18 protein-coding genes are annotated in these 20,077 nt (G+C 54.7%); 12 read left to right on the forward strand and 6 right to left on the reverse strand.

Annotated features, from left to right (window positions below; translation table 11 throughout):
• Positions 1–44: 44 nt before the first annotated feature.
• Positions 45–1,694 carry a chaperonin GroEL gene (gene groL / locus CTZ24_RS02270; RefSeq protein WP_021184221.1) on the forward strand — a complete coding sequence of 550 codons (1,650 nt, stop codon included), beginning with the start codon at positions 45–47 and terminating at the stop codon, positions 1,692–1,694.
• 194 nt (positions 1,695–1,888) lie between these two features.
• Positions 1,889–2,236 carry a DUF4156 domain-containing protein gene (locus CTZ24_RS02275; RefSeq protein WP_021184222.1) on the forward strand — a complete coding sequence of 116 codons (348 nt, stop codon included), beginning with the start codon at positions 1,889–1,891 and terminating at the stop codon, positions 2,234–2,236.
• 100 nt (positions 2,237–2,336) lie between these two features.
• Here the strand turns inward: CTZ24_RS02275 and epmB are convergent, their stop codons facing one another.
• On the reverse strand, positions 2,337–3,365 hold the full coding sequence (epmB, locus tag CTZ24_RS02280; protein WP_021184223.1) for an EF-P beta-lysylation protein EpmB: 1,029 nt from the start codon (positions 3,363–3,365) through the stop codon (positions 2,337–2,339).
• A gap of 41 nt (positions 3,366–3,406) precedes the next feature.
• Between epmB and efp the strand changes: the two genes are divergently transcribed.
• From efp to epmA, 4 genes are all read left to right on the forward strand, one after another.
• Complete coding sequence (gene efp, locus CTZ24_RS02285) at positions 3,407–3,973, forward strand: elongation factor P (protein ID WP_021184224.1); 567 nt, start codon at positions 3,407–3,409, stop codon at positions 3,971–3,973.
• Positions 3,974–4,028: 55 nt separating this feature from the next.
• Positions 4,029–4,160: an entericidin A/B family lipoprotein gene (locus CTZ24_RS02290; protein ID WP_013507637.1), complete on the forward strand. Its 132-nt coding sequence runs from the start codon at positions 4,029–4,031 to the stop codon at positions 4,158–4,160.
• Between the two features lie 102 nt (positions 4,161–4,262).
• Positions 4,263–4,397, forward strand: a complete 135-nt coding sequence (locus CTZ24_RS02295; RefSeq protein WP_208724684.1) for an entericidin A/B family lipoprotein — start codon at positions 4,263–4,265, stop codon at positions 4,395–4,397.
• 199 nt (positions 4,398–4,596) lie between these two features.
• On the forward strand, positions 4,597–5,574 hold the full coding sequence (epmA, locus tag CTZ24_RS02300; RefSeq protein ID WP_021184226.1) for an elongation factor P--(R)-beta-lysine ligase: 978 nt from the start codon (positions 4,597–4,599) through the stop codon (positions 5,572–5,574).
• 86 nt (positions 5,575–5,660) lie between these two features.
• Here the strand turns inward: epmA and degS are convergent, their stop codons facing one another.
• The 3 genes from degS to zapG all read right to left on the reverse strand — a co-directional run bounded on the left by degS (position 5,661) and on the right by zapG (position 8,690).
• The gene (gene degS / locus CTZ24_RS02305) at positions 5,661–6,722 is read right to left on the reverse strand and encodes an outer membrane-stress sensor serine endopeptidase DegS (RefSeq protein WP_208724685.1); all 1,062 of its coding nucleotides are present in this window, start codon (positions 6,720–6,722) and stop codon (positions 5,661–5,663) included.
• A gap of 86 nt (positions 6,723–6,808) precedes the next feature.
• The gene (gene degQ, locus CTZ24_RS02310) at positions 6,809–8,179 is read right to left on the reverse strand and encodes a serine endoprotease DegQ (RefSeq protein ID WP_036626367.1); all 1,371 of its coding nucleotides are present in this window, start codon (positions 8,177–8,179) and stop codon (positions 6,809–6,811) included.
• Positions 8,180–8,285: 106 nt separating this feature from the next.
• The gene (zapG, locus tag CTZ24_RS02315) at positions 8,286–8,690 is read right to left on the reverse strand and encodes a Z-ring associated protein ZapG (RefSeq protein WP_021184229.1); all 405 of its coding nucleotides are present in this window, start codon (positions 8,688–8,690) and stop codon (positions 8,286–8,288) included.
• Positions 8,691–8,874: 184 nt separating this feature from the next.
• Here zapG and zapE point away from each other — a divergent pair, with 184 nt between their 5' ends.
• The 6 genes from zapE to sspB all read left to right on the forward strand — a co-directional run bounded on the left by zapE (position 8,875) and on the right by sspB (position 12,532).
• Positions 8,875–10,002: a cell division protein ZapE gene (zapE, locus tag CTZ24_RS02320; protein ID WP_208724686.1), complete on the forward strand. Its 1,128-nt coding sequence runs from the start codon at positions 8,875–8,877 to the stop codon at positions 10,000–10,002.
• A gap of 235 nt (positions 10,003–10,237) precedes the next feature.
• The gene (rplM, locus tag CTZ24_RS02325) at positions 10,238–10,666 is read left to right on the forward strand and encodes a 50S ribosomal protein L13 (RefSeq protein WP_013507644.1); all 429 of its coding nucleotides are present in this window, start codon (positions 10,238–10,240) and stop codon (positions 10,664–10,666) included.
• Between the two features lie 15 nt (positions 10,667–10,681).
• Positions 10,682–11,074, forward strand: a complete 393-nt coding sequence (gene rpsI, locus CTZ24_RS02330) for a 30S ribosomal protein S9 (RefSeq protein WP_013507645.1) — start codon at positions 10,682–10,684, stop codon at positions 11,072–11,074.
• Positions 11,075–11,098: 24 nt separating this feature from the next.
• Entirely contained in the window at positions 11,099–11,233 is a 135-nt protein-coding gene (locus CTZ24_RS26825) for a hypothetical protein (RefSeq protein ID WP_021184231.1), read from the forward strand.
• A gap of 168 nt (positions 11,234–11,401) precedes the next feature.
• On the forward strand, positions 11,402–12,043 hold the full coding sequence (gene sspA / locus CTZ24_RS02335; protein ID WP_021184232.1) for a stringent starvation protein SspA: 642 nt from the start codon (positions 11,402–11,404) through the stop codon (positions 12,041–12,043).
• A 3-nt stretch (positions 12,044–12,046) separates the two neighbouring features.
• Positions 12,047–12,532: a ClpXP protease specificity-enhancing factor gene (gene sspB, locus CTZ24_RS02340; RefSeq protein ID WP_013507647.1), complete on the forward strand. Its 486-nt coding sequence runs from the start codon at positions 12,047–12,049 to the stop codon at positions 12,530–12,532.
• Between the two features lie 38 nt (positions 12,533–12,570).
• On the opposite strand, the gene CTZ24_RS02345 is transcribed toward sspB, so the two are convergent.
• Positions 12,571–14,328 carry a sulfite reductase subunit alpha gene (locus tag CTZ24_RS02345; RefSeq protein WP_208724687.1) on the reverse strand — a complete coding sequence of 586 codons (1,758 nt, stop codon included), beginning with the start codon at positions 14,326–14,328 and terminating at the stop codon, positions 12,571–12,573.
• A 63-nt stretch (positions 14,329–14,391) separates the two neighbouring features.
• Positions 14,392–19,923, reverse strand: coding sequence for a glutamate synthase-related protein (locus CTZ24_RS02350; protein ID WP_208724688.1), 5,532 nt, complete (start codon positions 19,921–19,923; stop codon positions 14,392–14,394).
• Positions 19,924–20,077 lie beyond the last annotated feature (154 nt).

The raw sequence follows: 20,077 nt of genomic DNA on the forward strand, positions 1-20,077 counted from the left end.
TACGCGTAATTCACTGAACGAAACGAATTTAAGGGATATTTGAAATGGCAGCTAAAGACGTAAAATTCGGTAATGACGCACGCGTAAAAATGTTGCGTGGCGTGAACGTACTGGCAGATGCAGTAAAAGTTACCCTGGGCCCGAAAGGCCGTAACGTGGTTCTGGATAAATCTTTTGGTGCACCGACCATCACTAAAGATGGTGTTTCTGTAGCGCGTGAAATCGAGCTGGAAGACAAGTTCGAAAACATGGGCGCGCAGATGGTGAAAGAAGTGGCCTCTAAAGCGAACGACGCAGCAGGCGACGGCACCACCACCGCAACCGTACTGGCACAGGCTATCGTTAACGAAGGTCTGAAAGCTGTTGCGGCTGGCATGAACCCGATGGACCTGAAGCGCGGTATCGACAAAGCCGTTGTCGCCGCTGTTGAACAGCTGAAAGCGCTGTCAGTTCCGTGCTCTGACTCTAAAGCTATTGCTCAGGTTGGTACCATTTCTGCCAACTCCGATGAAAGCGTCGGTACCCTGATCGCTCAGGCGATGGAAAAAGTGGGTAAAGAAGGCGTTATCACCGTTGAAGAAGGTACCGGTCTGCAAGACGAGCTGGACGTAGTTGAAGGTATGCAGTTTGACCGCGGTTACCTCTCTCCGTACTTCATCAACAAGCCGGAAACCGGTGCTGTTGAGCTGGAAAGCCCGTTCATCCTGCTGGCTGACAAGAAAATCTCTAACATCCGCGAAATGCTGCCGGTGCTGGAAGCCGTTGCTAAAGCTGGCAAACCGCTGCTGATCATCGCAGAAGACGTGGAAGGCGAAGCGCTGGCGACGCTGGTGGTTAACACCATGCGCGGTATCGTGAAAGTGGCTGCGGTTAAAGCACCGGGCTTCGGCGACCGTCGTAAAGCGATGCTTCAGGATATCGCTATCCTGACTGGCGGTACCGTTATCTCTGAAGAGATCGGTATGGAGCTGGAAAAAGCAGCCCTGGAAGACCTGGGCCAGGCAAAACGCGTCGTAATCAACAAAGACACCACCACCATCATCGACGGTGTGGGCGACGAAGGTGCTATTTCTGGTCGCGTGACCCAGATTCGTCAGCAGATCGAAGAAGCGACCTCTGACTACGACAAAGAAAAACTGCAGGAGCGCGTAGCGAAACTGGCAGGCGGCGTGGCCGTACTGAAAGTTGGCGCAGCAACTGAAGTTGAAATGAAAGAGAAGAAAGCCCGCGTTGAAGATGCCCTGCACGCAACCCGTGCTGCGGTAGAAGAAGGCGTGGTTGCTGGTGGTGGCGTGGCGCTGGTGCGCGTTGCTGCGAAACTGACTGAGCTGAAAGGCCAGAACGAAGATCAGAACGTCGGTATCAAAGTTGCGCTGCGCGCAATGGAAGCACCGCTGCGTCAGATCGTATCTAACGCCGGTGAAGAACCGTCTGTGGTTGCCAACAACGTGAAAGCGGGCGACGGTAACTACGGTTACAACGCGCAGACTGAAGAATACGGCAACATGATCGACTTCGGTATCCTGGATCCGACCAAAGTAACCCGTTCTGCTCTGCAGTACGCGGCTTCTGTGGCTGGCCTGATGATCACCACCGAATGTATGGTCACTGACCTGCCGAAAGGCGATGCACCTGACTTAGGTGCTGGCGCTGGCGGCATGGGTGGCATGGGCGGTATGGGCGGCATGATGTAATCGCCGTTGACTGCTTAAGTCATCTGAGAACCCCTGATCGGCAACGGTCAGGGGTTTTTCTTTTGCTGGCGAAAGGGTATAAGTAAGGGCGCAATACTTCGGCTTCGCGGGTTAGGGCAATGAATGTTCAGAAAAAATATGCGCTTTTCTGCTACGCTGCCGCCCGACACTGATGATAATAAATGGGGAATACAATGCGGATTAACCTCTTGCTCGGACTGGCAGTCGGTAGCTTGCTGCTGGCGGGTTGCAGCAGCTCAAATCAACTGAGTGCTGGCGGCGAGCGCGTAACTTTCGTCGATCAGCAACCGGGCAGCGAATGTCAGCTTCTGGGAAATGTCACCGGTTCACAGAGTAACTGGTTGAGTGGTTCCGGTGGTGAAGGCAGTTCACTGCGCGGCGCGGCCAACGATCTGCGCAACCGTGCGGCAGAAATGGGCGGCAACACCATTTATGGCGCGACCAGCCCGACGCAGAACCTGCTGTCTGCGTTTGCCCCGCTCGACAGCAAAATGACCGGCCAGGTTTACAAGTGCCCATAATGGCATAGTATCCCGTAGCGGCGCGATTTATCGCGCAGGTTTTTTCCGGCAAAGCGCACGAGATTGTGCGATAAATCGCGCCGCTACGGTTGGTTATTTGCTATTCCTGTCGTAACTGCAAATCGAGTGGTGTTTTACTCGGTTCTCCACCGATTTCTCGTGCCAGCTTCGGCACCATATATCCCGACACCATCGTCAGCAATTCGCGCACCAGCGCACGCGCTTCATCGTCCGGGACAAAGAAGTGCGCTGCGCCTTGCACCTTATCCAGTACGTGCAGGTAATAAGGCAGAATGCCAGCATCAAAGAGCGCGTTGCTGAGATCGGCCAACTGTTCCGCATTATCGTTAACGCCGCGCAGCAGAACGCTCTGGTTCAGCAGTGTGACACCCGCTCGCTTCAGCATTTGCATACCGTAGCGCAATTCCTCATCGATCTCCTGCGCATGGTTAATATGGCTCACCAGCAGCACCTGCAAACGGGTATTCGCCAGTAGCTGGCACAATCCCTCGGTGATGCGGGCCGGAATCACGACTGGCAGACGACTGTGAATGCGTAGACGTTTCAGATGCGGGATTCTCTCCAGCGCTGCAATCAACCATGCCAGCTCATGATCTTTCGCCATCAGCGGATCACCACCGGAGAAAATGATCTCGTCCAGTTCGGGGTGATCGGCAATGTAGTCAATGGCGGCCTGCCAGTTACGCTTATTGCCCTGATTGTCCTGATAAGGGAAGTGACGACGGAAGCAGTAGCGGCAATTGACGGCACAGCCGCCTTTTACCAACAACAGCGCGCGGTTTCTATACTTATGCAGTAAACCCGGCACCACGCTGCTTTGTTCATCCAGCGGGTCGGTGCTGTAACCGGGCGCATCATTGAATTCCTGACGGCTGGTTAACACTTGCAACAGTAGCGGGTCCTGCGCATCGCCGATTTTCATGCGCTGAATGAACGCTCGCGGCACGCGCAGGGCAAAAAGTCGCCTTGCTTCAGTGCCTTCAGCCAATTCGGCATGGTGCTCGAGAGCTAAAAGTTGCAGTAATTCAGCGGGATCGGTGACAACATCAGCAAGTTGCTGCAACCAATCTTCTCTGGAAGGGGGATTTAGGGTTACAATGTGTGCCATTTTTTTGGCTATTACCAGTTCAATATTTACAGAGGGCCTTTATGGCGACTTATCTTAGCAACGATTTTCGTTCCGGTCTTAAAATCATGTTCGAAGGCGAACCGTATGCCATCGAATCAAGTGAATTCGTTAAGCCGGGTAAAGGCCAGGCGTTTGCACGCGTAAAAATGCGTCGTCTGCTGACCGGTTCTCGCGTTGAGAAAACCTTCAAATCAACTGACTCTGCCGAAGGCGCAGACGTGGTTGATATGACCCTGCAATACTCATACAACGACGGTGACTTCTTCTACTTCATGCACCCGGAAAGCTTCGAGCAGTATCAGGTTGAAGCTAAGGTGCTGGACGACGTACAGAAGTGGTTGCAGGATAACGCCGATTGTATCGTTACCCTGTGGAACAACAAAGCCATTGCTGTTCAGCCGCCGAACTTCATCGAAGCTGAAGTTATCGAAACCGATCCAGGCCTGAAGGGTGATACCGCAGGTACGGGTGGTAAGCCGGCTACGCTGGCAACTGGCGCCGTAGTTAAAGTGCCGTTGTTCGTGCAGATTGGCGAAGTGGTAAAAGTGGATACCCGCTCTGGCGAATACGTTTCTCGCGTAAAATAATCGTCAAATCAGGCGCATCCTTCGATGCGCCTTTTTTCTAAGTGAGTTCAGAATAATGAAAAAGCTGGCAAAATTCGTCGCCTTTGCGTTGCTGGTCTCCTCGGCATTGAGTGCCTGCAACACCTTCCACGGCTTCGGCGAAGATGTCTCCCATTTGGGTGGCGCAATTTCACGAGCGGCAAAGTAAGCGCCTACACATCTCCTTTTTCTGTGCCTGACACCGCAGCGTTGCGTTTAGGGACTATGCTTTAAAAGCTGTACTTTTACTGCAACCAAAAAGGATATTGTTATGTTAAAGAAAAGTATTGTCGCGATTTTCTCCGTACTGGTGCTTTCCTCTCTGCTTTCTGCCTGCAACACCACCCGTGGTGTAGGGGAAGATGTAGAAGCAGGTGGCAAGGCGATTCAACGCAGCGCGCAGTAATGTGTGACCGGTGCGGAACGTGTTTCGTACCGGCTTTTCTTATATCCCGACTTTATCCCAAACATTCCCTCCTCCTGTCGTTGCTGCTGTTAAACCGCCTGACCCTATGGTGATATTGAGGGTGTAAGCGTGGCGGCGTTGTCTGTCATCGCCAATACGGGTAGACTTCCACCCCTTATCTGTATAAGGAGTCATCAACATGAGCGAAACGGCAAGCTGGCAGCCGAGCGCACCCATTGCCAATTTGTTGAAACGTGCCGCTATCATGGCGGAAATCAGACGTTTCTTTGCCGATCGCGGCGTGCTGGAGGTCGATACCCCGGCGATGAGCCAGGCGACCATCACTGACATCCATCTGGTACCTTTCCAGACGCGTTTTGTTGGCCCAGGTGCCAGCGAAGGTCGCGATCTCTGGCTGATGACCAGCCCGGAATACCATATGAAACGCCTGCTGGCTGCGGGCAGTGGTCCGATTTATCAGCTGGGCCGGAGCTTCCGCAATGAGGAAGCCGGACGCCATCACAACCCTGAATTCACCATGCTGGAGTGGTATCGTCCCCATTATGATATGTACCGGCTGATGAATGAGGTTGATGATCTGCTGCAACAAGTGCTGGAGTGCGATAGCGCGGAGTCCCTCTCGTACCAGCAGGCATTTATTCGTCATCTGGAGCTGGACCCGTTATCTGCTGATAAAGCGCAACTGCGCGAAGCGGCGGAGAAGCTGGGCGATGGCGAGCTGGCGCGTGATGAAGACGATCGTGACACCTTATTGCAACTGCTGTTTATGCTGGGTGTTGAACCTAAGATTGGCATCGATAAGCCAACCTTCGTTTATCACTTCCCGGCCAGCCAGGCGGCACTGGCAGAGATCAGTACCGAAGATCACCGCGTCGCGGAGCGTTTTGAGGTGTATTACAAAGGGGTCGAGTTGGCGAACGGTTTCCGTGAGTTAACCGACAGCCGTGAACAACGTCAGCGTTTTGAGCAGGATAACCGCCGTCGCGCGGCGCGTGGACTGCCACAGCATCCGATCGATACCAACCTGCTGGATGCGTTGAAGCACGGGATGCCGGCCTGTTCAGGCGTGGCGTTGGGCGTGGACCGTTTGATTATGCTGGCGCTGAAAGCCAACTCGTTGAGCGAAGTGATCGCTTTCCCGGTCGACCGCTGCTAGTAGACGATCCGTAGCGGCGGGATTTATCGCGCAATGTCGTGCGCAACGCCGAAATAAACGCGCGATAAATCGTACCGCTACAACCATCAATTACCGCTTTGCGGGAATTCCTCGATAGTCACCGGCAGACTCATCTTCTGCTCGTTGCGCAGCACCTGCACATCAATCACGGATCCGGGGCGAATCTCCGCTACCTGGTCCATGGTTTCCTGCGCGGAAACCGCCGGTTTACCATTGACGCTAAGCAGGACATCGTTAGCCTGAATCCCGGCCCGATCAGCAGGACCACCCGGCGTCACATCGCTGACAATAATGCCCTGCACGCGATCCAGGCTGCTGCCCTGACCATGTAACGGCGGCAGTTCACGTCCGGTAATGCCGATATATCCACGGATCACCCGGCCATCACGAATCAGTTTATCCATGATTTTAGTCGCCAGTGCCGTCGGAATGGCAAAACCAATCCCTTCCGGCGTCTCGCCATCGTTGCTTTTATCAAACGTCAGGGTGTTGATCCCCATCAGTTCGCCCAGCGAGTTGATCAGTGCGCCACCTGAGTTGCCCTGGTTGATCGAGGCATCGGTTTGCAGGAAGTTCTGACGGCCGGAAGAACTGAGGCCGACGCGACCGGTGGCGCTAATGATACCCTGCGTCACGGTCTGTCCGAGGTTGTAAGGGTTGCCGATAGCCATCACCACGTCGCCAATGTGGGGCACGCGTTTAGCGTTAATCGGGATCACCGGCAGATTGGTGGCACTGATTTTCAGCACTGCCAGGTCGGTCATGGCATCGGAACCGACCAGCGTCGCTTCAAAGAAACGGCCATCCTGTAACGCGACGATAATCTGGTCAGCGTTATTGATGACGTGTTTGTTGGTAAGAATGTAGCCTTTTCCGTTCATGATCACGCCGGAACCCAGCGTGGTGATACCGCGATTGTTGTTGCCATGCGCGCTACGGTTATAGACGTTGACCACCGCAGGCACAGCACGACGCACACCCTGGTTAAAGCTGAAGGGTGCTTCATCATTGCTGCTGTCATGTTCAATCAGGGCACTGGTGCCCATGCGGAGTGTAGGGATCGCTGCCAGCAAAATGCCCGCAACGATCAGGCCCATCACCACAGAACGCAAAAGTTTAAGAAACATGGTGTTAGTTTAAGCCAGATAAGATCGCAGGGCAGAATAACATGAGAAAGACGGACAAACACCTGCTTGTCCGTCTGTTGAGATGATTATCGCAATAGCAGGTAGATACTTTCGTCGCCGCGCACTACATTCAACGCCAGCACAGGTGGTTTTGTCTCCAGCACTTTGCGCATTTCCGCCAGGCTCTCCACCCGGTTACGGTTCACGCCAACGATCACATCATCTTTTTGCAGACCAACCTGTTCCGCTGGTGTGCCTTTTTCGATGGTGTCGACTTTCACGCCTTTATCACCGGTCTTGGTGGTGCCATCACTGAGGGTGGCGCCCTGGAGGGCCGGGGAGAGTAGCTGAGCGCTGGCGGTGGTTTGCGCGCTCTGATCCAGCGTGACGTTGACACTGATTGGCTTACCGTCACGCAGCAGCCCCAGTTTGACTTGCTGACCCGGTGGTGTGGTGCCGATTTTTACCCGCAATTCGGCAAAGCTGGTAATCGGTTTGTCGTTCACGGAGGTGATAATATCGCCCGCCTTGATCCCGGCTTTCTCCGCCGCTGACTTTGGCAGCACTTCGGAAACGAATGCGCCGCGTTGTGCATCGACATTGAAGGCTTTCGCCATATCGGCGGTCATTTCCGTACCTTTAATGCCCAACTGTCCACGTTTGACTTCGCCAAACTGAATCAGCTGCTGAGCCAGGTTCATCGCCATATTGCTGGGAATGGCAAAGCCGATACCGATATTGCCGCCGCTGGAGGCCAGAATCGCGGTGTTGATACCGATCAGCTCGCCATTCAGGTTAACCAACGCACCACCGGAGTTGCCCCGGTTAATCGCGGCATCGGTCTGAATAAAGTTTTCCAACCCTTCCAGATTCAGGCCGCTACGGCCCAACGCTGAGATAATGCCCGAGGTGGCGGTTTGACCAAGGCCAAACGGGTTACCAATGGCGACCGCGAAATCACCGACTTTCAGGGTGTCGGAATCGGCGATTTTTACCTGCGTCAGGTTTTTCGCGCCCTGTACCTGAATCAACGCAATATCCGTCTGTTCGTCATGGCCGATCAGTTTGGCGTCATATTCGCTGCCGTCGCTGAGTTGAACGCTGATTTTGTCTGCGCCGTTGACGACATGGTTATTGGTCAGGATATAGCCTTTCGCGGCGTCGATAATGACACCCGAACCCAGGCCTTCAAAAGGCTGTGGTTGATTTTGTCCCGGCATCTGGCCAAAGAAGCGTTTCAGCGGTTCAGGTAAATCCTGACCCTGAGCCGCGGTTTCGGTGCCCTCTACGTGGACGCTGACCACGGCAGGCAACACTTTTTCCAGCATCGGTGCCAGGCTCGGCAGTGGCTGTCCCTGGATTTGCGCCGGGAGAGTCGCCAGTGCAGCCGGGGTGGCGGCCAGACTCATCCCAATGCTCAAGGCTAATGCGCTTAACAGTCGTGCTTGTTTTTTCATTGCTACAACGCTCTCGCTGCGAAAAGGGGATTAAAAAAGTGTGACAGTTGTTTGGGGTAAGGGTTCGACAAACAAAAAGGGCACAGCGTTGCTGTGCCCCAAAAGATTAATTACGCGGTGCGCGATCGCCGCCACGTAACAGGCCGGATGCGCCTTCGGAGTAATCACGCGGGATCTGCACCGGTGCCTGATCGTTATCCGCTTCGGCTTCCGTTAGCTGGTAAGCAAACGGGTTTTTCTCGCCCGGCAGATTTGGCAACAGGTCGTTAGAACCTTTCGCCATATGCTGATACAGCTGGCGGTAATCACGCGCCATGTTATCCAGCAATTCTGCACTGCGTGCAAAATGGTTGGTCAGCTCTTCACGATAATCCGCCAGCTCTGCTTTGGATTTTTCCAGTTCGTACTGCATGGTGCGCTGTTCGCGCAGTTTCTTGTTGCCAAAACGCATTGCGACTGCGCCGACAATAATGCCAATCACTAAACCAATCAGCCCGTATTCCCAGGTCATAATGACTCCCGTGTAATTTCCGTTGCTTCGTAGGGCATTGCTTCTGCTTCAACTTCAATAACAGCCACTATACCCGTTAATCGATTGGAAGTGGAACTCTGGAGCGGCATCGCTTAGTGTAGAGCGGCCTAATTTTCGACAACCGACTTGTGAATCGGACTTTTTCAGGGACTCTGAGAGAACCATGCAAACCTCATCTCCGCTTGCACGCTATGAGCAAGCGCTGTCACAGGGTGAATTTCGCCCGGATGACGTACAACGGGAAGCTATTACCCGCTTAGATGCCATTCAGCAAGGATTGGTCGCGCGCCAGCAAACCACGCCACCAGCCAGTAAAGGCTTGTTTGGTCGTCTTTCTAAGCTGATGAATAAAGAAAAAAGCAGTAAAGAAGCGCCGGTGCGCGGCCTGTATATGTGGGGCGGGGTAGGACGCGGCAAAACCTGGGTGATGGACCTGTTTTTTCAGTCTATTCCTGGCGATCGCAAATTACGCCTGCACTTTCACCGTTTCATGCTGCGTGTCCATGAAGAATTGACGCAATTGCAGGGGCACAGTGACCCGCTGTTGATTGTTGCCGATCGCTTCAAGGCTGAAACCGACATTCTGTGCTTTGACGAATTTTTTGTTTCCGATATCACCGACGCCATGCTGCTCGGCACCTTGATGGAAGCGCTGTTTGAACGGGGTATTGCGCTGGTCGCTACCTCGAACATCCCACCCGATGATCTCTACCGCAACGGTTTGCAACGTGCGCGCTTTCTGCCGGCGATTGAGCAAATTAAGCGTCATTGTGACGTGATGAACGTTGATGCGGGAATCGATTATCGTCTGCGTACCCTGACGTCGGCGCATTTGTGGAGCTTCCCGCTCAACGACGAGACTCATGCGGAAATGGAGCGCATGTTCCGTGCCCTGTCGGGTAAACCGCGCAGTGACGCGCCAGTGCTGGAGATTAACCATCGTCAGATGCCGACGCTGGGGGTACAGGATGGCGTGCTGGCGATTGATTTCCTGACGCTCTGTGGCGAAGGACGCAGCCAGCATGACTATATTGAGCTGTCGCGCCGCTTCCACAGCGTTTTGCTGTATGATGTGCCGGTGATGATTTACAAGACGGAAGACCAGGCACGCCGCTTCCTCGCGCTGGTGGATGAGTTCTACGAACGTCATGTGAAACTGGTAGTGGCGGCTGAAACCTCGTTGTTTGAGATTTATCAGGGCACGCGTTTGAAGTTTGAATATCAACGCTGCCTGTCGCGTTTGCAGGAGATGCAGAGCGAAGAATACCTGCGCCTGTCGCATTTACCCTGATGCAACGCAAAAAACCTGACGTGGGGCGTAAAAAGGTTCGATCTTTGTGGTCGACTTCTCTATAATCTTGCGACCCCACGTTACGGCAAAGGTTTTTCTTCCCAGGAACCTTTGTGATCCGGTAACTCTACCTGAGGGGGTGGGCTTGCTGGGCGAAATGGTCGTGTGAGCCTCAATCGTTAACTTGGCGTTTGGGATTTCACCAACGTGTAACTTTATTTGGGTAAGCTTTTCAATGAAAACTTTTACAGCTAAACCAGAAACCGTCCAACGTGACTGGTATGTTGTTGACGCAACTGGCAAAACCTTGGGTCGCCTGGCGACTGAACTGGCGCGCCGTCTGCGTGGTAAGCACAAAGCGGAATACACTCCGCACGTTGATACCGGTGATTACATCATCGTTCTGAACGCAGAAAAAGTTGCTGTAACTGGCAACAAGCGTAACGACAAGATTTACTATCACCACACTGGTCACATCGGTGGTATCAAGCAGGCGACCTTCGAAGAGATGATTGCCCGCCGTCCTGAGCGTGTGATTGAAATCGCGGTTAAAGGCATGCTGCCGAAAGGCCCGCTGGGTCGTGCTATGTACCGTAAACTGAAAGTTTACGCAGGCAACGAGCACAACCATGCGGCGCAGCAACCGCAAGTTCTTGACATTTAATCGGGATTACAGGCAATGGCTGAAACTCAAAACTACGGCACTGGTCGCCGCAAAAGCTCATCCGCTCGCGTCTTTATCAAGCCGGGTAGCGGTAACATCGTAATTAACCAGCGCTCTCTGGAGCAGTACTTCGGTCGCGAGACTGCACGCATGGTCGTGCGTCAGCCGCTGGAGCTGGTTGATCTGGTTGGTAAACTGGACCTGTACATCACCGTTAAAGGTGGTGGTATCTCTGGTCAGGCAGGTGCGATCCGTCACGGTATCACCCGCGCTCTGATGGAGTACGACGAGTCTCTGCGTTCTGAACTGCGTAAAGCGGGCTTCGTTACCCGTGATGCGCGTCAGGTTGAACGTAAGAAAGTCGGTCTGCGTAAAGCACGCCGTCGTCCGCAGTTCTCCAAACGTTAATTGTTGCTGCTTCGGCAGTGTCAGTTGGCACAAAAAACCCGCTTCGGCGGGTTTTTTGCTTTTTCCGGACAGGAATTGCCGCCACAAAAACGCGAGCTTTGCCCGCATTTTGCCTGCAAATCACTTTCCACGCCCCACAAGCTGCTTAAAATCTGGTAAACTGACTGTCACTTTGCGCCCGCGAGCCGGAGCGTTGTGGATGTTTTTTCCGCCAGGATGGGCGAAAAATGCCGCAAACGCTGGCTGTGTGCGAATCTGATAAGCAGGTGAGTCGCCGTGTGGTTGGCTATTCGCAGTATTTTTTTGTGAACAAACTTGGAGGTTTTCATGGCTGTCGCTGCCAACAAACGTTCGGTAATGACGCTGTTTTCTGGTCCGACTGACATTTTCAGCCATCAGGTACGCATTGTACTGGCTGAGAAGGGCGTCAGCGTGGAGATCGAGCAGGTTGAAACGGATAACCTGCCGCAGGATCTGATTGACCTCAACCCGTACCGCACAGTACCAACGCTGGTAGATCGTGAACTGACGCTGTATGAATCTCGCATCATCATGGAATACCTTGATGAGCGTTTCCCGCATCCGCCGCTGATGCCTGTCTATCCGGTTGCCCGTGGTGAAAGCCGCCTGATGATGCACCGCATTGAGCAGGATTGGTACAGCCTGATGCGCATCATTGAAACCCGCACCGGTGCAGAAGCCGATGCCGCGCGTAAACAACTGCGTGAAGAGCTGCTGGCGATTGCACCGCTGTTCTCACGTACGCCGTTCTTTATGAGCGAAGAGTTCAGCCTGGTTGATTGCTATCTGGCGCCGCTGCTGTGGCGTTTGCCGTCTATGGGTGTTGAGCTGGCTGGCGCAGGTTCTAAAGAGCTGAAAGGCTACATGACCCGCGTATTTGAACGTGACTCTTTCCTCGCTTCACTGACCGAAGCAGAACGTGAAATGCGCCTTCAAGCCCGGGGCTAATCTATGGAAATGTCGCAACTAACGGCCCGTCGTCCCTACCTGCTGCGTGCGTTCTATGACTGGTTGCTTGATAACCAGTTAACGCCGCATTTGGTGGTCGATATTAATTTGCCTGGCGTGCAGGTGCCGCTGGAGTACGCGCGTGATGGTCAGATTGTGCTGAACATCGCTCCGCGTGCGGTAGGTAACCTGGAGCTGGGCAACGATCATGTCCAGTTCAACGCCCGCTTCGGTGGCGTGCCGCGTCAGGTCTCAGTACCGATGGCGGCGATTCTGGCTATCTACGCCCGTGAAAACGGCGCTGGCACCATGTTCGAACCGGAACCGGCCTATGAACTGGCTGCGCAGGATGAACTGGAAGGTCAGGAAGAAACCATGATGTCGGTGATTGATGGCGATCGTCCTGATGATTCGACTGACGATGAAACTCCGCCAGATGATGAGCCGCCGCCGCGTGGTGGTCGACCTTCACTGCGCGTGGTGAAATAAAAAACGGGCCAGATGGCCCGTTTTTTTATGCCTGCGTCTTAGTAGACGTCACGCAGATAGCGTTTATCTTTCTTCAACTGATCGACATAAGCTGCCGCACGTTCGCTGGACAGGCCGCCAAACTGGCGTACCACTTCATACAGCGCCGCATCGACATCTTTCGCCATGCGTGATGCATCACCACACACGTAGAAGTAAGCACCGTCCTGCAACCAGGCATAAAGCTCAGCACCTTTCTCCAGCATACGGTTCTGCACGTAAATCTTCTCTTCCTGATCGCGTGAGAACGCCAGATCAAGGTGAGTTAGCAGACCGCTTTGTTGCCACTCGTTCAGCTCATCCTGGTAGATGTAATCGTGTTCCTGATGCTGGTCACCAAAGAACAACCAGTTTTTGCCTTCGGCACCGGTGGCCTGGCGCTCCTGCAAGAAGGCACGGAACGGTGCAATACCGGTACCCGGACCCACCATAATCAGCGGTGCCTTATTGTTGGCAGGGACGCGGAACGCTTTGTTGGGCGAAATAAAGATTGCCGGTTTTTCGCCGCGACGTACACGCTCAGCCAGATAGGTAGAGCAGACACCGTTACGAGCGCGGCCATCACTGTGGTAACGCACTGAAGCGATGGTCAGATGCACCTGATTCGGATGGGCTTTCGAGCTGGAGGAGATGGAGTAAGCACGGTGTTGCAGCGGGCGCAGCATCGCGACAAATTCCGGCACCGACAGGCTGCGCGTCAACTCCAGTTGCAGCAGGTCCAGCGTATCTTTGCCCCACAGCCACACGCCGAGGGTATCTTTGTCGTCGTGTTGCAGGACGTGGCGCAATTCCTGGTTAGTGGTGTTCTGGCCGACCCACTCAATCAGTTTGCGCGACGGCTCAGAGATTTCAAACTGGTAAGTCAGCAAATCGCCAAGGTTACGCTCGAAGCCCGGCACTGGGGTTTCATAGTCTGCATTCAACTGGGTCAGCAGCAGCGTCACCAGCGCAGGGTCATTCACTGGGATTACGCCCAGTGCGTCGCCTGCTTCGTACTTTAGCCCGCTGTCCGTCAGGTCAAACTCGAAGTGACGGATATCTTTGCCGGACTGCTCGCCAGAAAGACGTTTGTTGGTTACCAATGCCGCAGCATAAGGATTCTGTTTGTTGCTGCCCGGAATGACCGGTGCTTCCGGTGCGCTTTCCAGCACCGTACCGCTGCTGCCCGCGCTGGCGGCAAACTGCGGCATGGCTCCACCGATCCATGTACTGGATGGCTCTTCGTAATCGATATCGCAGTCAATACGATCAACCACACGCTTCGCACCCAACTGTTCGAGGCGCATATCGATGAATTTACCGGCCTGGCAGAAACCGTCATAGCCGGTGTCACCGATCGCCAGTACGGCGAAGTGCATCTGCTCCAGACGTGGCGCGGTGCTGGCAGAAATGGCCTGCCAGAACAGCTGAGCGTTGTCCGGCATTTCACCTTCACCGTAGGTAGAGGTGACGATCAGCACATGACGCATGGTGGCGAAGAGATCGATATCCACCTCACCCAACGCCTGCACCACAGGCACCAGGCCTTTGGCTCGCGCGGCTTTCGCTGCGGTCTGGGCCAATGCTTCCGCGTTGCCCGTCTGTGAACCGAACAGGATATGCAGTTGGGTTGTCGTTGCAGCACCGGCCGCAGGGGCGGCCTGCTGCTTATCTTCTAACACCAACAGGCGTGAGTGGAGACCAGCGAGAAAACCCGCCAGCCAGTATTTCTGATCACCGTTAAACGGTGCATCTTCAGGAATGTAAGGAATCTTCATGGGTACTTTTACTCAATCCCGTTCATATTCAGTCAGTAATACACAAATCTGTTGATTCAGCTATCAGGATAATTTTCCGACAGCCGCCGCGATTTCTGGCAATGCCGCACGGGCAAACAACTCTTCAAAATCAGGCAGATGACCCAGCACCTCACGGTTACAGGCATCCTGATAGATGATCCAGCCATAGGTAGCCAGGCTGTCCATCGAACGGATGTTGCGTTGCGTCAGCGCGGCTTTGTAATCCGACATACGTTTGGACGCGATCAGGCTCGCCAGTTCATCATCGTTGTAGTTCTCGATAGCAGAGCGTGCATGACGTTGCAGCTTGCTTACCAGCGAGAAATCTTCTGTCATCAGCAGGTTACGTACCGCTTTCTCAACCGCCGGGTCTTCCACTGAAGTGCCTTTCGGCAGCTTGCTCAGTGCCAACTGCTGCGCGAAGCTCAGCACGGTATAGTTGTTGAGCAGCACGAACATTTCAAGCGTATCGGTAGCACCGTAAGCCGGTACTGCGCCATCAGCGATGGTTTTGCCCGCACGCCAGGCTGATTTGAACTTCGCGACCTGATGCGCAGCCAGCGAGGTTGACAGTTCTTCCAGCAGATCCTTACGCGATTTCGCCTTCAGAATCTCACCACCGTCCTGATAGAGCAACAGCGAACGTGGCATGACATACACAAAGTGGTGGCACTCGGTTTCCCAGTTTGACAGCAACCATGCGGCACGCGGTGAGTTAGTGGCTTCCAGATGCCAGTTCAGCATGGTCAGCACCGCTTGTTTGTGCACTTTCGCCATTTCGTCTTCATCAGCGATGGAGCCAAACAGCACCGAGTCTCCGGCGGCGTGTGCCGCCAGTGAGCCGTACGGGTCGTACTGGTAGGCGAAGCCGCCGCTCATGCCATTACCAAAGCCTTTACCGAAAGTACCGAGGTTGAGAATGGCACCGTTGGTCATGTATTCACAGCAGAAGTCACCCACGCCTTCAACCACGGCGGTTGCGCCAGAGTTACGTACGGCGAAACGGTCACCCGCCTGGCCTTGTACGAACAGACGTCCACCGGTGGCACCAAACAGGGCAAAGTTACCGATCAGTACGTTGCCATCGCTATCCTGTGCGCCGCCGCCCGGTGACATCACCACCAACTCGCCGCCACACTGACCTTTACCGACGCCATCGTTACAGGTGCCGTAGTGCTTCATTTGCATACCGTCGTTGCAGAATGCACCGAACGACTGACCGGCAGAGCCGGAGGTTTGGATCTGCACGGTGGCCGGTGCCAGGTAGTGGCGGCCACGGTCATCTTTCAGCACCGCCGGGATAGCGGCTTTTTGTTCGGCTGACAGTTCATGGTTCAGCATACGTTCGATATCAATGGCCAACTGACCACCGATGCTCTTGTTACGGTTGTTCAGCGTGATGCCTGCGCCAAGCGCGATCTCACGACTGCCTTTCGCGACCAGCTGATCTTTCAGCTCTTCAACCCAGCCGTTGTCCAGTTCGAAATCTTTTTCCAGATAGACGGGTTTAGCGATTTTCTGCTCTGGTACGACGGTCAGCATGGCACGCAGGTCCAGTTTGCCGACTTCCAGCGGGTGATCCATCAGGTGCAGCAGATCTGAACGGCCGCGTGCTTCACGCAGTGAACGCAGGCCGAGGCGAGCGAGGAACTCACGTACTTCCTGTGCCACGTTGATGAAGTACTGGGCCAACTGACGCGGATCGCCATCAAAGGCTTCGGCGTTGGTCGTCAGACCGGCCGGGCATTTGACGTTACAGTTTTTCGCCATTACGCATTTCAGCATCATCAGCGCGGTCGTACCGAACTCGAAGCTGTCGCCACCGAGCAGGGCGGATTTGATCACGTCGCTGCCGGTTTGCTGCGCGCCAGAGCAACGCAGTTGTACTTTGTCACGCAGGCCGTTGGCACACAGCGCCTGATGCACCTCGGCGATGCCGATTTCCGCCACGCGGCCGGTGTATTTCAGGCTGGTAACCGATGCCGCACCAGTACCACCGGTATTACCGGCGACGTTAATGACGTCAGCACCGGCTTTCGCTACGCCAACCGCGATGGTGCCGATACCTTCGGAAGACACCAGTTTAACGATGACGCGCACGCGTGCGGCTTTACAGTCGTGAATCAGCTGTGCCAAATCTTCGATAGAATAAGTGTCGTGATGCGGCGGTGGAGAAACCAGCTCCACACCCGGTGTACCGCCGCGTGCTGCGGCAATTTCTACCGTAACTTTCGGTGCCGGTAACTGACCGCCTTCGCCTGGTTTTGCCCCCTGGCCAATTTTGATCTCCAGCTCTTCCAGCATCGGATCGGCGAGGTAAGCCGCCCAGACGCCGAAGCGACCAGATGCCAACTGCTTGATGCGTGAGGCGCGGATGGTGCCGTGACGTGAATAGTGTTCACCACCTTCACCGCAGTTACTCATCCCGCCCACCATGTTGGTGCCGTGTGCGACGGCTTCATGCGCCGGGGCGACCAGTGCGCCGTGGCTCATCGCGCCAGAGGCAAAGGTACGGGTGATTTCGTGTGCAGGCTGAATCTCTTCCAGCGGCAGCGAAGGCAGCGCGGTGAAGATGCGTGACAGGTAGTCAGCCGCTTTACCGTAAGCGGTGACACTCAGCGCGCCATTCACGACTTCGCTTTTTTCGATTTCATCGGCAAAACGGGTTTTCAGCGCACGCGCCAGCGCAGCCAGACGCTCGCTTTCTGGTTTCAGACCGGCAATGGCATCAACCAGACGCAGCGTAAACTGGTTCAGGCTGCCATTAACCGCTTCGCATTGCAGACCACGGGTGGCGAAGCCATTGTTCACCAGCGAGTAGCGGCCCAGTTTGCGACCAAACTCTGCTTCGCTGTCGACGTGGGTCAAATCACATGGCAGCGCGAGGATATCACGCAGCGCCGCCGGACGACGTTTACGCTCGGCATACATCAGGCTGGAGAACTGGCGGTAATCCGGCGTGATGGTAAAGCTGTCGATGACATCATTCGGGATACGTTCGAAGCTGCTGTCTTTGAACGCTTCTGCTTTGATGTTGAATGCGTTGTCCAGTTTCGCCAGCGTCATCAGACGGATAAAGTTGTCCTCTTCGCGGGCTTTGTCCGCAAAGCGAATCGGCTGTTCCGTCATATCAATAAAGGTACGGACAGCGATGGTGCCATAGGAGTGACCGGCACCCTCGGCGCGCTCTTTAAACAGGCCGAGTAACGGGACTTCCGCTTCACCCTGGATTTTCAGCGCGCTTTGATGCCAGTCCACCGCCATTTGGGCGATAGCCGGGAAGCCTGCACCGCCAACCGGGGTTTTGATATTCGGGAAATATTTCTTCAGCACCGGATCTTCGGTATCGAGGAAGTTCGGTTCGAAGAATTCACCACAGCTGTAGCTTTCCACGGTACACAGGCCCACTTTGCCCATGGTTTTCATCAGCGCTTTTTCTGCGGCTTTGGCATAGCGTTTAAAGGCTTTGTTGCCTTCTTCACCTTCGCCGAATTTCTCTTCAGCACGCATTTGCACGCCGAGCGGATAAATAGCGGAGGCACCGAAGCCGAGTGCTGCGGCAATGTGGTGAGAGGAGATGCTCTGACCACTTTCGACCACCAGCGAGACATCCAGACGCAGGCCTTCCTGCACCAGACGCTGGTTGATGGCGGATACCATCAACAACATCGGGATCGCCGCATGGGTAGAGGAGATATGGCGGTCAGTCAGCACCGCGATTCCGCCCTGCTGACGAGCAAAGTCCACGACCTTCTGAGCCAGATCGTCGATGGCTTTTTCCAGTGCGGCAGCGTTGGCTGCACGGCTGACGATATCTTTACCGATTACCGGCTCGTACAGCATCTCAAAACGCTGATAAGGCGCAACTTTCTGCTCACGCAGACGCAGCATGTCGAGGTGCGTCAGGATAGGCGTCGGAACGATGATCTGTTGGCCTTTGCTGCGACCCAGATGCGGTTTGGCACCCAGAGCCACGCGCAGCGTCATGCCATCCGCTTCACGGATAGAATCGAGCGGTGGGTTCGTCACCTGCGCAAAGCGCTGCGAGAAGTAGTGCGCCATGCCGCCTTCATGATCGGACAAGCCGTTGATGGCATTGCCGTAACCCATCGCAGAGATTTTCTCAGCGCCGGTTTGCAGCATCGGGTCCATCATGAATTTGAAGCTTTCCTGGTTGTAGTAGTAGGCCACAAAACGCTGATAGGTTTTGAGGTCGCCACCATAACGCAGCGGTGACCCCAGTTTTTCTGCCGGGATCTCGGGCAGTTCTTTCAGGTCGACACGCGCCGCGCTCAGCAGGGCAGGGTAATCTTTCTCAGTCGCCAGTTTTTCCAGTGCTTCTACGGTGGTGTAAGAGCGTTTTTCACGGTGATCGTAATACAGCATGCCGCCCGCTTCGATACGGCCACGACGCAGTACGCTTTCTGGCGGGAAGGCAATCTGGCCCGCTTCGGACATAGCACCGATATATTCAGCCGTTTCCACAGAACGCAGAGGACGCAGGCCGAGGCGGTCCAGACGTGCGCCGATCACTTCGCCGTTACCGAAGATCAGTGCTGCCGGGCCATCGTTCTTCTCTTCATACAATGAGAAGTATTCCAGCATGGCGCGCACTTCAGTGGAGAGCGATGTATCGTTCTCCCATGCTGGCGGCATCATGGAGACGACGGCATTGATCAGGTCGAGATTATCTTCCATCAGGCGGCTGTGGATGCTCTGGTCGAGGCGTGAGCTGTCTGACTGGCCTTTCGGACGCACAATTTTTTTGCCGCGTGCCAGCGCCAGCGCTGATTCGGCAATGCGGTTTTTACGGTCTGTGTTCAATTCACCGTTATGCGCCATCAGACGGAACGGTTGCGCCATCGTGGTGTGCGGGTCGGTGTTGGTGGAGAAACGGGTATGGAAGAACAACCCACGCACCTGATGGTCCGGGTCGGTCAAATCTTTGAAGTATGGGATCACTTCGTTGGAGTTCAGGCGTGCTTTAAATACCTGAGTGCGCGAGGAGAGCGACAGCGGATACAGACCGCCAAATTCGCTTTCAGTAAAGGCCTGCGCTTCAATGTCCAGCAGCGCACGATAGATGCGTTGCTCAAATTCGTTCTGGCTGGTGATGTCCTGTGGCGCAGCAAACACCCACTGCACAATCGGCAGCTGGAATTGCAGGGCGGCAGGGCGCGTTACGCTACCGTCCAGAGGCATGTCGCGTTTTACCAGCACCGGGAAGTTATAGGCGGCCAGCGTTTCTTCCACCAGACGCTCGGCGTTGGCACGCAGTTCGGCATCTTTCGGAACGAAGAAGTTACCCACGCCAAAACGGCCCGCTTCCAGCGGCTGACCGGTGATTTTCCGGAAGAAGTGCAGAGAAAGGTCGACGTTGACGCCTGCGCCATCGCCCACGCCTTCAGCTGACATCCCGCCACGGTGCGGCACGGTGCACAGCGCACTGTGTGCCATTTGCAGGATCTCATGAGTCTGCTCGCCGTCCTTACGGGTAATGAAACCTACACCACAGCTATCACTGCCCGCTGTTGGATCATACAAGCCATAGGGATTAGGTTTTTGAGTGGACATTGAGGTCTCCTTAAACTGCTTTTGACATTACCTGCATTATTTCAAGTACAGAGCACTGCTGAGTCAGCTCACAGGCGCTGTATCAATTTCTGCTCCGCTCGGCAATGAGCGGGCGTCGCAACACCGAGCAATTCCTCTCAAGACATAGTATGGA

It is taken from the genome of Pantoea phytobeneficialis (genome assembly GCF_009728735.1).
Taxonomy (GTDB): domain Bacteria; phylum Pseudomonadota; class Gammaproteobacteria; order Enterobacterales; family Enterobacteriaceae; genus Pantoea; species Pantoea phytobeneficialis.

Coding starts and splice junctions, on each gene's coding strand:
- groL (WP_021184221.1), top strand. CDS start 45: ATGGCAGCTAAAGACGTAAAATTCGGTAATGACGCACGCGTAAAAATG.
- CTZ24_RS02275 (WP_021184222.1), top strand. CDS start 1,889: ATGCGGATTAACCTCTTGCTCGGACTGGCAGTCGGTAGCTTGCTGCTG.
- epmB (WP_021184223.1), bottom strand. CDS start 3,365: ATGGCACACATTGTAACCCTAAATCCCCCTTCCAGAGAAGATTGGTTG.
- efp (WP_021184224.1), top strand. CDS start 3,407: ATGGCGACTTATCTTAGCAACGATTTTCGTTCCGGTCTTAAAATCATG.
- CTZ24_RS02290 (WP_013507637.1), top strand. CDS start 4,029: ATGAAAAAGCTGGCAAAATTCGTCGCCTTTGCGTTGCTGGTCTCCTCG.
- CTZ24_RS02295 (WP_208724684.1), top strand. CDS start 4,263: ATGTTAAAGAAAAGTATTGTCGCGATTTTCTCCGTACTGGTGCTTTCC.
- epmA (WP_021184226.1), top strand. CDS start 4,597: ATGAGCGAAACGGCAAGCTGGCAGCCGAGCGCACCCATTGCCAATTTG.
- degS (WP_208724685.1), bottom strand. CDS start 6,722: ATGTTTCTTAAACTTTTGCGTTCTGTGGTGATGGGCCTGATCGTTGCG.
- degQ (WP_036626367.1), bottom strand. CDS start 8,179: ATGAAAAAACAAGCACGACTGTTAAGCGCATTAGCCTTGAGCATTGGG.
- zapG (WP_021184229.1), bottom strand. CDS start 8,690: ATGACCTGGGAATACGGGCTGATTGGTTTAGTGATTGGCATTATTGTC.
- zapE (WP_208724686.1), top strand. CDS start 8,875: ATGCAAACCTCATCTCCGCTTGCACGCTATGAGCAAGCGCTGTCACAG.
- rplM (WP_013507644.1), top strand. CDS start 10,238: ATGAAAACTTTTACAGCTAAACCAGAAACCGTCCAACGTGACTGGTAT.
- rpsI (WP_013507645.1), top strand. CDS start 10,682: ATGGCTGAAACTCAAAACTACGGCACTGGTCGCCGCAAAAGCTCATCC.
- sspA (WP_021184232.1), top strand. CDS start 11,402: ATGGCTGTCGCTGCCAACAAACGTTCGGTAATGACGCTGTTTTCTGGT.
- sspB (WP_013507647.1), top strand. CDS start 12,047: ATGGAAATGTCGCAACTAACGGCCCGTCGTCCCTACCTGCTGCGTGCG.
- CTZ24_RS02345 (WP_208724687.1), bottom strand. CDS start 14,328: ATGAAGATTCCTTACATTCCTGAAGATGCACCGTTTAACGGTGATCAG.
- CTZ24_RS02350 (WP_208724688.1), bottom strand. CDS start 19,923: ATGTCCACTCAAAAACCTAATCCCTATGGCTTGTATGATCCAACAGCG.